Annotated in this window: 10 protein-coding genes; 7 read left to right on the top strand and 3 right to left on the bottom strand. The window is 58.4% G+C overall.

Translation table 11 applies throughout. The annotated features are described in order from the left end of the window. Positions 1-52: 52 nt before the first annotated feature. Together nusB and GFS31_RS11065 are read left to right on the top strand one after the other, a co-directional pair. The gene (gene nusB / locus GFS31_RS11070) at positions 53-718 is read left to right on the top strand and encodes a transcription antitermination factor NusB (RefSeq protein ID WP_198804886.1); all 666 of its coding nucleotides are present in this window, start codon (positions 53-55) and stop codon (positions 716-718) included. A 174-nt stretch (positions 719-892) separates the two neighbouring features. Next, positions 893-2,689: a SulP family inorganic anion transporter gene (locus GFS31_RS11065; RefSeq protein ID WP_198804885.1), complete on the top strand. Its 1,797-nt coding sequence runs from the start codon at positions 893-895 to the stop codon at positions 2,687-2,689. Between the two features lie 51 nt (positions 2,690-2,740). On the opposite strand, the gene GFS31_RS11060 is transcribed toward GFS31_RS11065, so the two are convergent. The 3 genes from GFS31_RS11060 to serS all read right to left on the bottom strand — a co-directional run bounded on the left by GFS31_RS11060 (position 2,741) and on the right by serS (position 8,038). After that, positions 2,741-4,387, bottom strand: a complete 1,647-nt coding sequence (locus GFS31_RS11060; protein WP_225907385.1) for an ABC transporter permease — start codon at positions 4,385-4,387, stop codon at positions 2,741-2,743. Positions 4,388-4,537: 150 nt separating this feature from the next. Continuing rightward, complete coding sequence (locus GFS31_RS11055; RefSeq protein ID WP_198804883.1) at positions 4,538-6,643, bottom strand: FAD-dependent oxidoreductase; 2,106 nt, start codon at positions 6,641-6,643, stop codon at positions 4,538-4,540. 117 nt (positions 6,644-6,760) lie between these two features. Then, on the bottom strand, positions 6,761-8,038 hold the full coding sequence (gene serS, locus GFS31_RS11050) for a serine--tRNA ligase (RefSeq protein WP_198804882.1): 1,278 nt from the start codon (positions 8,036-8,038) through the stop codon (positions 6,761-6,763). Between the two features lie 193 nt (positions 8,039-8,231). Between serS and rpmG the strand changes: the two genes are divergently transcribed. From rpmG to GFS31_RS11025, 5 genes are all read left to right on the top strand, one after another. Further along, positions 8,232-8,420 (top strand): 50S ribosomal protein L33, encoded by a 189-nt coding sequence (gene rpmG / locus GFS31_RS11045; RefSeq protein ID WP_190496341.1) that lies wholly within the window; start codon positions 8,232-8,234, stop codon positions 8,418-8,420. Between the two features lie 9 nt (positions 8,421-8,429). After that, positions 8,430-8,645: a 30S ribosomal protein S18 gene (gene rpsR / locus GFS31_RS11040; RefSeq protein WP_190496343.1), complete on the top strand. Its 216-nt coding sequence runs from the start codon at positions 8,430-8,432 to the stop codon at positions 8,643-8,645. A gap of 38 nt (positions 8,646-8,683) precedes the next feature. Continuing rightward, positions 8,684-10,720, top strand: coding sequence for a ribonuclease catalytic domain-containing protein (locus GFS31_RS11035; RefSeq protein WP_198804881.1), 2,037 nt, complete (start codon positions 8,684-8,686; stop codon positions 10,718-10,720). 111 nt (positions 10,721-10,831) lie between these two features. Continuing rightward, positions 10,832-13,099: a DNA helicase RecQ gene (gene recQ / locus GFS31_RS11030; RefSeq protein WP_317135028.1), complete on the top strand. Its 2,268-nt coding sequence runs from the start codon at positions 10,832-10,834 to the stop codon at positions 13,097-13,099. 174 nt (positions 13,100-13,273) lie between these two features. After that, a complete protein-coding gene (locus GFS31_RS11025) occupies positions 13,274-13,516 on the top strand; it encodes a hypothetical protein (protein WP_198804880.1) in 243 nt (80 codons plus the stop codon). The last annotated feature ends 23 nt before the right edge of the window (positions 13,517-13,539 follow it).

Genomic DNA, 13,539 nt, shown 5'->3' with positions numbered 1-13,539 from the left:
GTCACGCTCATTCCTAGGCTGGGCTATTTTTTTGATCTCGGAGGTACCTGCTATGCAGGCTCGTCGTATGGCTCGCGAATTGGCTCTATTGGGCCTCAGCCAGTTGCCGGAAAAACCCAAAAAGCTCCAGGAGCTTGACCTAGACGACCTGTTGCAGGCCGCTGTCAAAACCCTCGCTGCCGAAGCTAAGGATGCGCTTGAAACCGCTTCCGACGAACTCAAGCGGGGGAGTCAGCGCTTGGTGGATACCGACCTGGTTGCCACCGACCTAGAAAGCAGCCGTGCCATGGTCGATGAAGCCATTGATCTGACCCAGACGGCCATCAATCGCTTGGCCCACGCGGTGGAAATGCCCGAATTCCTACAAATGACCAACCAAAAAGAGGTGCGGGCCTTTGCCATGGAACTGTTGACCAACACCACCAAGCATCGGGCGGAGGTGGATAGCGTGCTGGAGTCGGCCATGGTGGCCTGGCAACTCAAGCGCCTGGCCCGTATTGATCGCGATATCCTTCGCATTGCCGTGGTGGAGATGGACTACCTCGGCACCCCCGACCGGGTAGCCATCAATGAAGCAGTGGAAATTGCTAAGCGCTACAGCGGCGAAGAGGGCTTTCGGTTCATCAATGGCGTGCTGAAGCGGGTGGTAGATCGCCACACTGAGGGCCAAGGGGCTGAATCCCAGGGAGCAGCGGAGGGCAAGCCAACCCCCCAGTAGGCTGAGATCCTACTCCAGGGCGGATCTAGGGATGGGACACCGCTGCCGGATCCCACACTGCGAGGGTGCAGAGTTTTTTCAAAGTATTCCTACTTGGTTAGATGGTTAATTAATCTCAGGATCACCTATCCTAGAACCATGTCCACCTTGCAACCTGTCTAACTCCCCCGACCTATGGCAAAGTCTCCCTTCTCGGCGGTGCCCGCTAATTCGTCGTCATCCTGGCTGGTGCTGCTGCGCCGCTACCTGCCGATTTTGGATTGGGGCCTAAACTATCAGTCCGCCGACTTAGTGGGGGATGTGATGGCTGGGGCCATTGTGGCGGTGATGCTGATTCCCCAGGGGATGGCCTATGCCATGCTGGCCGGGTTGCCGCCCCAGGTGGGGTTGTATGCCAGCATTGTGCCGCTGATACTTTATGCCGCCCTAGGCACCAGTCGGGCCTTGGCGGTGGGGCCTGTGGCGATGGTGTCGCTGCTGGTGGCTACCAGTGTGGGGCAGGTAGCCGAAGCAGGCAGTGCCGACTACATTGCAGCCGCCCTGGCCCTAGCCCTGATGATTGGCCTCATTCAGATATTGATGGGGGTGGTGCGGCTGGGGTTTTTGGTCAACTTCCTCAGCCATGCGGTGATTGTGGGCTTTACCAACGCCGCCGCCTTGGTGATTGGGGCCAGTCAACTTAAACACCTAATGGGGGTCAAGATTCCCTCCTCGGAGAGCTTTTTTGAGACCCTGTCTCATCTGGTGCGGGCCGTGCCGGAGACCAACGTTGTCACCCTGGGGTTAGGGCTGGGCAGCATGGCGGTGCTGCTGTTTTTTGGCCAACGCTTGCCCCAATTCCTAAAAGATTGGGGAGTGCCTGCCCTATGGTCTACGCCGATTAGCCGGGGTGGGCCGCTGTTTGTGGTGGTGGTCAGCATTGGGCTGGTGGCGCTACTGGGGTTAGATAGCCGCGCGGGCGTCTCCATTGTGGGAGAGATTCCTAGGGGGTTGCCGCCCCTAACGCAGCCTCCGCTAGATGCCTCCCTATGGCAACAACTGCTGCCCATGGCCCTCACCATTAGCTTTGTGGGGTTTATGGAAAGCATTGCCGTAGCCAAGTCTCTGGCCAGCAAGCGACGGCAGCGCATTGACGCCAACCAAGAGCTGATCGGCCTCGGGGCGGCAAACCTGGGGGCGGCTTTCACCGGGGGCTATCCTGTCACGGGGGGGTTTAGCCGTTCCTTTGTGAACTTTACAGCCGGGGCCAATACCGGGCTAGCGTCGATGATCACCGCCCTGCTGATTGCCCTAGTGGTGCTGTTTTTTACGCCCCTGTTCTACTCCTTGCCCCAGGCGGCGTTGGCGGCGGTAATTTTGGTGGCGGTGCTCAATTTGCTCGATTTCGACAGCATCAAGCACCTCTGGCGGGCAGATCGGGCCGATGCCTGGGTGCTGATGATTACCTTCATGGCGGTGCTGATTGTGGGAATTGAGGCCGGGATCGTCGTTGGCTTTGTGACCTCGGTGGTGTTTTACCTCTGGCGCACCAGTCGGCCCCACATTGCTGAGGTTGGGCGCGTGGGCGAAACGGAGCATTTCCGCAACATCAAGCGCCACGACGTACAGACCTACACCAACGTCCTCGCCATTCGGGTGGATGAAAGCCTCTATTTTGCCAACACAAAATATTTGGAAGACTATCTCATGCGGGCCGTGGCCGATCACCCCAGCGCCGACGCCCTGCTGCTGATTTGCAGCGCCATCAACCACATCGACGGCAGCGCCCTCGACACCCTCGAAAACCTCATTGAAGGATTGCGCGAAGCTGGAGTAACGGTGTACCTCAGTGAGGTCAAAGGCCCGGTGATGGATCAACTCATCCAGGCGGGCTTCATTGACCACTTAGGCGGGGCAGAGCGGGTCTTCCTCAGTACCCACCAAGCCATGCAAACCCTAGGATTATCCATACCGCAGGATGCCGATCACTGATCTAGGGATAGCGGCCTGACCCAGGCCCGAATCCCTAGGGCCGACCCTCGGTTAGCGCCCCGTCTGGGCAATGCGGCGGCTGAGCCAAAATACGGGCAGCAGCCCCACCAGGATAATGGCTAGGGCCGGGGCGGCGGCTTCCACGAGGCGTTCGTCGGCGGCATACTGGTAGACGCGCACCGCCAGGGTATCAAAGTTGAAGGGGCGAATGATCAGGGTGGCGGGCAACTCCTTCATCACGTCCACAAACACCAGCATCACCGCTGTCAGCAGGCTGTTGCCAAGCAGGGGCAAATGGATTTGGGCGAGGGTTTGGCTCGGGCTCTGGCCTAGGCTGCGGGCAGCATCGTCTAGGGACGGCTTGATTTTTGTGAGCCCCGCCTCCACCGACCCAAAGGCCACCGCCAGAAATCGCACCAGGTACGCAAAAATCAGGGCAACGATGGTGCCACTCAGCAGCAGTCCCGTGGAAAAGCCGAAGCTCTGGCGCATCCAGGCGTCAATGGCGTTGTCGAATCGGGCCATGGGAATCAGGGTACCCACGGCAATCACCGCGCCGGGTACCGCATAGCCCAGGTTGGCCCCCTGCACCGCCAGTCGTAGCCAGGGGGTGTGGTTTAGCCGCAGTCCGTAGGCCATCACCAGGGCCAGCCCCATGGCTATCAGGGCCGTCAGGGTGGCCAACGTCAAGCTATTGATGCTGAGAGTGACGAAGCTCTGGTTGAGGGTGGCGCTGGCGTTGCGGAGGGTCATGGCGATCAGCAATCCGATGGGGATGACCAACCCCAGCAGCACTGGCAGGCCACAGGCGAGCCAAGCTCCCAGGGTGCGCCAGCCGCTCAGCCCATAGCGAGAGGGGGCCGCCGCCGCCAGACTTTGGTAGTAGCGCGACCGTCGCCGCGACCGTTGCTCTAGCCACACCAGGGCAAAGATAAACAGCAGCAACACCGCCGAAAGCTGCACCGCCGCCGGACGGTCGCCCATGCCAAACCAGGTGCGATAAATTCCAGTCGTGAAGGTGGGCACACTGAAATAGGCGACGGTACCAAAGTCATTGAGGGTTTCCATCAGTGCCAGGGCCACCCCCGCCGCAATGGCCGGACGGGCCAGGGGCAGCGCCACCCGCCAAAAGCTGCGCCAGGGGCCACAGCCCAGAGAACGGCTGGCTTCTAGGGTGGCGGTAGACTGCTCGGCAAAGGCCACCTTGGCCAAAAGGTATACGTAGGGATAGAGGGTGAGGCTGAACAGCAGAATCGCCCCCTGGATAGATCGGATGTTGGGAAACCAGTACTGATTCGCCTGTTCCCAGCCAAAGAGGCCCCGCAGAAAGGTCTGAACCGGGCCAAAGTATTCCAGGGTGTCGGTATACACGTAGGCCAGGATATAGGCGGGAGCAGCCAAGGGCAGCAGCAACAGCCATTCCAAGCTGCGTCGCCCCGGAAATTGGCAGGCACTGACCAGCCACGCCGTACTCACCCCGATGACCAGCACCCCCAGACTTACCCCCGCCATCATCACCAGGGAGTTGCGGATATACTGCGGCAGCACGGTGGAGGCCAGGTGTTCCCAGGCATCGCTGGTGCCCGTGAGCACGCTGGCGAGAATGATTAGCACTGGAGACACCATTACCAGCGCAATCACCGACACCATCACCGTCCAGCCATCGGGCCAGCGCAACGGCAACTTAGACGCAAACATAAAACGATCCATGGAGCTTAATGCTAGTCATTCCTTATTAGCTTAAGGCACCGCGTCCGCTGCCACCGTCCAGTGCCACAAAAAAGCCCCGCCGAAGGCAGGGCAATACCGATGGAGAAAAGGCGGGCTCATCCCCCTAGGGCGCTTGACTTACCAGGGTTTCCACTCCGTCCATTCTTCGTTGAAGATGGAGGTGTCGGGGAACTGGGTGGGGTTGCCGCTGGCCTCAAGCTCCTGGCGCAGGGCGTGGAGGAGCGGGTTGTGGCGGGGCAGGTTTTCCACCAGTTCGTAGGGCAGCACGCCGTTCCGCAGGGAGAAGTCGATGGTATGGGCCGCGCCAGCTCCCACCGACCACTCGAAGGAATGCACCCGGTAGGCAGCGGCAGCGATGTTGCTGGCGGCGATGCTCTTGCTGGCGACGAGCATATTGTCTACCCGCTGGGGAATCAGTGCCCGCAGGGGGATTTGGGCCGGGAAGGCTTGGCCGTGGGCTTGGCGCACCCCAGGCCGCTCAATGTTCCCAGGCGCTTCGGGCGGGTAGTCGCGCATACAGGGGTGGAAGTCGATGGCGTACTGGGCGATACCCACCGAGTCGGGGTACATGCGAGACCGCCCCCGCACATGGAACTCATCGGGGTTGGCTCCGGGCATGAAGGTGTCAATCGTGTCTAGGCCAGCCAAGAGCCGCCGCATGGAGGTGAACGTGCTGCGATCCAGATTTTGCTGGTAGAACTCGGAGGTGAAATCGTTCCAGGAGAAGTCAATCTCGCTGATCATGAAGCCGCTGTCGTAGCCCGGAGAGGGACGGCCAATGATGCGGCGGGCTTCGCGAATGTAGGGATATTTCGACAACCCATGGGCCGTGTTCATGGGAGAGTCGAGCCCGCTGAGGTAGCGGTTGTAGGGGTCGGGTTCCTTCCAGGAATCATCCAGTTGGGAATCGGTGGTGCCCGTGGTGAGCCAGTAGAAGAAGCCGATGGCATTTTCTTCCCCTCGGCGCAGGGTCTCCGTCCGCAGACCACCCAGCCAGCCCCCTGGTGCCAGTTGGCCGCTGGAACGCAGTTGGTCGTGGGTGAGGATGAGGTTATCGCGGGAGGTGCCGGGGCGATAGTCGTTGCCCCACGTCCAGTTCTGCATGGAGATATCCCCCGGTACCGGACGGGGAGAGCCAAAGATGCGCTCGTTCAGTCGCCGGGGGGCCGCACTCCACAGGCGGCGATAGGTGAAGACAAAGTCAAAGTGATCCTGGGGCGTTTGCAGTTGGGGACGCTCTTTTTCCCAACTGTAGTAGGGCTCGTAGATGGAGTAGAACTCTGGCACGTCGAAGGTTTGGGCTTCGGCGGTGCGCTCCATCGCAAAGGTGTAGGTGAAGCCCTGGGTGCAGTAGGCGTCCCGCTCGGCTACCGGAGATGAGGGGTTGAGGGGCGAACGGGGATCGAGGCCCAACTCGTAGGGTACATCAGCCAGGGCGATGATTTCCCCGGTTTCCGTGGCTTCGACCACAAACCAATCCACCCGATCTGGATCGGCATTGGGGAAGCGGTTGGTGTCAATGCCAGCGGGCACAAACTGAATAATTTCCTTCGACAGGCGGGCCGAATCTTCGTAGGTGTAGGCGTCTTCGATAATTTCCGACAGAAAATCGGTATTCAGGGGAGCCGTTCCCGGTGCGGGGCTGTGGCGAATAGCCATCATGGTATCAATGTGGCTGCGGTCGGCATTGAAGCCCACCTCTTTGATCACCGTGTTGGGGAACCACTTCAGTTCGCCGCCGCCCTGGCGTTCGGCCTCCGCCAGCATCTCCATCAAAATGGCGTTGGCATCGGCGGGCATAAAGCAAGACACACTCACCCAGCACTGGCCGGGGTTGAGCTCGCCATACTTTTCCTCCACCCGCCGCCGCAGGTCGTTGTAGCCCCGCGAGTAAAACAGCCGCCGCCGCTGTTCCCGCGATTCATCCAGCGCCGTGGTGCCCTGGGAGGAAATTTGCCCCCCCACCCAGTCGGTCAGCTCCGTCATGCAGACGGTGTGGCCCATCAGCAGGCTTTCGTAGGCCGTGGCTGTGCCCGCCAAACCGCCGCCCACGATAAGTAGTTCGCACTCTACCACCTGATCCGGCGTGGGCGTATTGGGGCCAAAAGGGCTAGGATTTGCCGATGGCTGGGCCTGGGCCTGCCCAATGGGTAACGGAAACGATCCGGCAGCCACCACAGCGGCTAGGAATGGCGTGGTGAGGGCACGAAAAAGCTGTTGCATGGGAAGGACGCTCTAAACGGTGGTGTTCGAGGCAAATTTCTCTCGATTGTATACCGCTCAATCGCCAGTACCCGTTCCGTTACAGCGCCGATTCGTTATGGGGGCTATAGGATGGGCCTATAGGTATTCTCGGCCCAGGTAGGGTTGCAGCACCTCCGGCACCCGCACGGATCCGTTAGCTTCTTGGTAGTTCTCCAAAATTGCGGCCATGGTGCGGCCAATGGCCAGACCAGATCCATTCAGGGTATGGAGATACTGGGTGCCCTTTTGGCCAGGGGATTTAAACCGAATATTGGCGCGACGGGCTTGGAAATCGAGGCAGTTGGAGCAGCTCGAAATCTCGCGGTAGCGCTGGGCGGAGGGCATCCACACTTCCAAGTCGTAGGTTTTGCAGCTAGAGAAGCCTAAATCCCCCGTGCAAAGGGCCAGCACCCGGTAGGGCAGCTTCAGCTTTTGCAGAATGTCTTCGGCATCGGCCACCAAGGCTTCCAGTTCGTCAAACGACGTATCGGGGCGGACGAATTTGTACATCTCCACCTTGTTGAACTGGTGCAGCCGAATTAGGCCACGGGTATCCTTGCCGTAGCTACCCGCCTCGCGCCGGAAGCAGGGGGTGTAGGCACAGTAGTGGATGGGCAGGGCTTCGGTGGAGAGGATGTCGTCGCGGTGCAGGTTGGTGAGGGGCACCTCGGCGGTGGGGGTGAGCCACAGATCATCGTCGCGGCACTGGAAGCTTTCCTCGGCAAACTTGGGCAGTTGCCCCGAGGCCGTCAGCGCCGCTGAATTGACCAGGTAGGGCGGCATAATTTCCTGATAGCCCGCCTGGGTGTGGCGATCCAGCATGAAGGAAATCAAGGCCCGTTCTAGCGCCGCGCCAGCCCCGATCAGCGTCACAAAGCGGCTTTGGGCAATTTTTTCGGCAGCGCGTTTAAAGTCCAAAATACCGAGGGTTTCGCCAATCTCCCAGTGGGGTTGGATGGTGTGCTGGGGTTGCAGGTCATCGCCCCAGCGGCGCACTTCCACGTTCTCAGTTTCGTCGGCCCCCACGGGGGTGGTGTCGCTGGGCAGGTTGGGCAGGGTGAGCAGAAAGGCTTCAATCTGGGCCTTCAGATCCCGCTCCTGGGGTTCCAGGGTTTGCAGTTCCGCCTTGACCTGGTTGCCCGCTTCCTTCAATGCCGCCACCTCTGGCCCGTTGGGAGCTGCCCCAGCCTTGATCGCCTGCCCGACTTGCTTGCCAATGTCGTTGCTGCGGGCCTGAAGCTGAGACCGCACCGTCTCAATCTGGCGCTGCTGCTGATCCAACTCCAGCAGTGGCGCAAGGTCGTAGGATCCTCGCTTGGCCAAGGCTACCTGTACCTGTTCTGGGTTTTCCCGTACTTGCCGTAAATCCAGCACCGCCGTTCCTTAGAATTCGCCCACTAGTGCCCGCTGGGCCTAGCCAATAGTCCAGAATATCAGGAAATGTAGGGTGAACAAGGGGCTCTCTGGCCTAGCAAACCGGATCAACTATTGGCATTTATCGACTTGCCGTGGGATACTGAAAGACTGTGTCTTAACTTCATATCCGCACTACTCTAGGTGAACTGTCATGGCTAAAGGCGTCCGCCTCGTCATTACCCTTGAGTGCACTGAATGCCGGACTAACCCGGACAAGCGCTCTAACGGTGTATCTCGCTACACCACCCAAAAGAACCGTCGCAACACGACGGGCCGCATCGAACTGAAGAAGTTCTGCACCCACTGCAACAAGCACACCGTCCACAAAGAAATCAAGTAAGCAACTCCCATGGCCTATTTTCGTCGTCGAGTATCTCCAATCAAGCCCGAAGAAAAAATTGACTACAAAGACGTAGACTTGCTCCGCAAGTTCGTCACCGAGCGCGGCAAAATTCTGCCCCGCCGGATTACTGGCTTGACCGCTCAGCAGCAGCGGGATCTCACCGTCGCCATCAAACGCGCCCGCATTCTGGCCCTACTCCCCTATGTGAACGGGGAAGGCTAGGCTAGGCTTAGAGATGGCGATTGTAGGGTAGGGTTCTGGTGGAAAAGGGAACATTAGTCGAATTCAAACACCAGGGTCAGCCCCGCCTGGGGGTCGTTGATCGGCCTGAGGGCAAGAAAAACTGGGTGGTCATGGATGATCGTGGCCAATCCCATACCCTACATCCCAGAGAGATGAGCTATGAAGTGGTCGGCGAGAGGTATACTCCCGCCGACATTTCAGCATTTTTAAACGAGGCGGAGGGCTATATCGACCCCTCTAGCCTGGAGGTGGCCTGGGAATTTTTGACGGAATCGGAGGAATCCGCCGATCCGGCTTCCCTGGCGGCGCTGTTGTTTTCCGACCAAAGCCCGCCCCTGTGCTACGCGGCCCATCGGTTGCTGAGCGAAGATAAGATTTATTTCAAGCAAAAGGGCGACCGCTACGAACCTCGCCCTGCGAGTCAGGTCAACGAAATTAAGCACCAGATGGAGCGGGAAACCCAGCGTCAGCAGGAATGGGAATCCTTCATGGCCAAGGCGCGTCAGGGCTTGGCGGGAGAAGCCGTGGCCTGGGACAAAACGGATCGCCCTCGCATCGAAGTCCTAGAACGCTTTGCCCTGCTGGGGGAGGAATCTAGCCAGCGCAACCAGGCCGTGGAATTGCTGAATGCGATGGGCTGTGCCTCAACGGCGGCGGGCGCATTTGATACCCTAGTGGCATGGGGATTGTGGCAGCCCCACGAAAATCTGGCCCTGCGCCGCAGCCAGATCCCCAGCCAATTCTCCGAGGACACCCTAACTATGGTGCAGCAGCGGCTCCAGTCTCCGCCGCCCGATCTCGATGATCCCCAGCGCCTAGACCTGACCCCCCTCAAGGTCTACACCGTTGACGATGCCAGCACCCAAGAAATTGACGACGGCCTCAGCCTCGAAACCCTAGAGGATGGTCGCCAGCGGATTTGGATTCACATCGCCGACCCCACCCGCTGGGTGATCCCCGGCGATGATTTGGACTTGGAAGCCCGCCGCCGCTGCACCACGGTCTACCTACCCACGGGCATCATTCCCATGTTCCCCGCCGAGCTGGCCACCGGGCCGATGAGCCTGGTGCAGGGGCAGATTTGCTGCGCCCTCAGCTTTGGCATTGTCCTCGGCGAGGCTGGGGACGTGCAGGATTACACCATCGCCACCAGCCTAATCAAGCCCACCTACCGTCTCACCTACGAAGACGTGGACGAACTGCTGGAACTGGGCATTACCGCCGAGCCAGAACTGCATGACCTAGCCCGATGGGCTCAGGTGAGAGGGCAGTGGCGGGTGACTCAGGGCGCGATTAACATCAACATGCCCGAATCCGTCATTAAGGTGCGGGAGGCCGAAGACGACATTGTGATCGAGGTGCTGGAGGATTCTTCGGCCCGTCAGATGGTGGCGGAGATGATGATCCTAGCCGGAGAGGTGGCCGCCCACTATGGCCAAACCCACGACCTCGCGATTCCTTTCCGCAGCCAGCCCCAGCCAGAATTGCCCTCCGACGAAGAACTGATCCAACTGCCAACGGGTTGGGTGCGCGATTCCGCCATTCGCCGCTGCATGACCCGCAGTGAGGTGGGCGTGACCCCCAGCCGCCACGCTACCCTGGGCCTCAACAGCTACAGCCAAGTCACCTCCCCCATCCGTCGCTACCTGGATTTGATCGTTCACTTCCAGCTCAAGGCCCACCTGCGCGGCGATCCACCGCCTTTTTCCTCCCACGAAGTGACGGAACTTGCCCAAGGGGCCAGCACCGCCGCCTACGAAGCCACCCTGGTAGAACGCCAAACCAAGCGCTACTGGGCTTTGGAATACCTGCGCCGTAACCAAAGCGAGGTGTGGGATGTGATGCTGCTGCGCTGGCTGCGGGAGGATGACGGCCTGGGGCTGATTATGGTAGAAGACTTGGGCCTAGAACTGGCCATGCGTTTTAACCGTTCCGTCGCCCTAGGGGAACAGTTCCAGGTGCGGGTTAGCCATGCCAACCCTCGCCAAGACATCATCCGCTTTGAAGAAGTGGCGACCGAGGAGGCCGATTCTAGTCTGGCAGCCTCCGCCTAAGTTGATAGGCGCAATGTTGTCAGGTGATTTGGCGGAATGACAAACCAAGGTCGTCCGCGTAGAATCTAGTACGGGTATCCTAGGTAGCCCAGGGTTTATCGGTAACAACACATGACTATGGCTCAGGCGGCAACTCCCGTGGCGGACTTCCCCTCCCTCGAAAAAGCGCTGAAGCACCACTTTGGCTACGACGAGTTTCGGCCTGGGCAGCGGCGGGTGATTGAGGCAGCGCTGAAGAATCAAGACACCCTGGTGATTATGCCCACAGGGGGTGGCAAGTCGCTGTGTTACCAGTTGCCCGCGTTGTTGAAGATTGGCGTCATGGTGGTGGTGTCGCCGCTGATTGCCCTGATGCAGGATCAGGTAGCGGGCCTGCAAGATAACGGCATTGCCGCCACGTTTTTGAATAGTTCCCTGGATGGTGAGGCCCTGCGCCAGCGGGAAGCGGCCCTGCTGCGGGGAGACATTAAACTGCTCTACGTATCGCCGGAACGGTTGCAGAATCTGGGGTTTATCCAGTTTCTCAACAACCTGAGCCAGACGGTGGGCATTAGCGGTTTTGCCATTGACGAAGCCCACTGTGTGAGCGAGTGGGGCCACGATTTTCGGCCCGAATATCGGCGGCTGCACGAACTGCGGGAGCGCTTCCCCCAGATTAGTTTGCTAGCGTTGACGGCCACCGCCACGGAACGAGTGCGCCAAGACATTGCCCAACAACTGCGGCTGCGAGATCCGCTGGTGCAGGTTTCCAGCTTTAATCGGCCTAATTTGTTCTACGAAGTGCGACCCAAGGGGCGAGACGGCTATCAGCAGTTGCTGCAACAGGTCAGATCGCAAACGGGATCGGGGATTATCTACTGCCTCAGCCGCAAGCGGGTGGATGAACTGGCCCTAAAGCTGACCCAAGACGGAGAATCGGTACTGCCCTACCATGCCGGACTGGCGGACGAGGTGCGGCGCGACAACCAAACCCGCTTCATTCGCGACGATGTTCGGCTGATGGTAGCCACGGTGGCCTTTGGCATGGGCATCAACAAGCCCGATGTGCGGTTTGTCATCCACTACGACATTCCCCGCAACATCGAGGGCTACTACCAAGAAAGCGGACGGGCCGGACGAGATGGCGAACCCGCCCACTGCACGCTATTTTTGGCCTATGGCGATGTAGCCACAGCGGAATATTTGATTGGCCAAAAGCCCGACGAAACCGAGCAGCGCATCGCCCGCCAACAACTGCGGCAAATGGTGGACTATGCCGAAAGTACGGTATGTCGCCGCCAAATTCAGCTCAGCTACTTTGGCGAAACCCTGGCGGGGCTGTGCCACCAGTGCGACAACTGCACCAACCCGCCCCCCATCGAAGACTGGACGATTGAGGCCCAAAAGTTCCTCTCCTGCGTGGCCCGCTGCCAAGAACGCTTCGGCATGATGCACATCATCGACGTCCTGCGCGGCTCCAAAAATCAAAAGGTGGTGAACCTCGGCCACGACAAACTTTCCACCCACGGTATCGGTAAAGATCGCTCCGTCGAAGAGTGGAAATTACTAGGCCGTTCCCTCTTGCATCAGCGTTTTGTAGACGAAACCACCGACGGATTTCCGGTACTCAAACTGAATGCCGCAAGCTGGCAAATTCTCCGCAAACAACTCACCGTTGAGGTCGCTGTACCCAAGGATATCAAACCCGTTGAAACCCGATCAACGACGGAATCAGTCAAGTTTGATAATGCCCCTGAAACCGTCGCCCTACTGACCGAACTCAAAGCTCTCCGCAAACGATTGGCCGACCAACAAAGTGTGCCGCCCTACGTCGTTTTTCACGAATCGACCCTCAAACAAATGGCCCAAAAACGGCCCAAAACCTTAGCAGAGTTTGGCCAGCTTTCCGGTGTCGGCAGCCGCAAACTTAATCAATATGGTGACGCTTTTTTGGACGTTATCCATCAATTCTGTGCTGATAATGGCCTCCCAACTCAACCGATTTCTACCTCTGCCGCGCCCCCAATCACTCTCCCATCCAATACCAACCAGCCCCAGACTTTCAGCAGCCGTCCTCAACCCGTTGGCAACACCCATCGGCTGACCCTACAACTGTTCCAGCAGGGCCACAGTATTGAAGCCATTGCCCAAGAACGCGGCCTAAAACCCGTCACCATTGCTACCCATCTAGAACTGCTGATTCTCAACGGTGAATCCATTAACTTAGACGCCCTAGTTCCCCCCGCCCGACAATCCACTATCCGCCAAGTTCTAGACACCAAAGAGACCTTTGCCCTCAGCGACCTCCGCGAACGACTGGGAGACAGTTACTCCTTCGATGAAATTCGCCTAGTGCGGGCCGATTGGCAGCGAGAACAATCATCGGTTTCAGAAAGTTAAGCATTGTCAAGAACCGTAAGCCTGCGCTGATAAATCAAGTGTATTTTTGCGGAGAATTATCAAAAAATGTCTGTCTACAGAATCAAATTACCTGCCGAATTTATCTTTCTTTCATACCCATTCCATATATCTATCAACTAAAATTAAACCGTTAACTTTTGACAGAGGTTTTTTATGAATGCGTGGATTATTGTTGCCGCCGAAAATGAAGCTTCGCCAGTTTCTCAGTGTTGGAGTGATGAAGACTGGATCGAGATCGAGAAAATCGAATATGCGACCCTTTTTACCCTTAAAGAAAATATAGAAATTGAGGATATGCGTGCCAAGAAAGCAGAGATACAGGGTAATTATACAGATCGAGATGTGCGTATCGCCGAGGTGACAGTGAGCATTTCATTGGGCGATGTCATTAATTGAAGTAATGAGATCGGTTGAAATTG

The organism is Leptolyngbya sp. BL0902 (genome assembly GCF_016403105.1).
GTDB lineage: Bacteria > Cyanobacteriota > Cyanobacteriia > Phormidesmidales > Phormidesmidaceae > Nodosilinea.
Note: the sequence above shows the minus strand (reverse complement) of the source record. Positions and strands in the feature narration are given on the sequence as shown.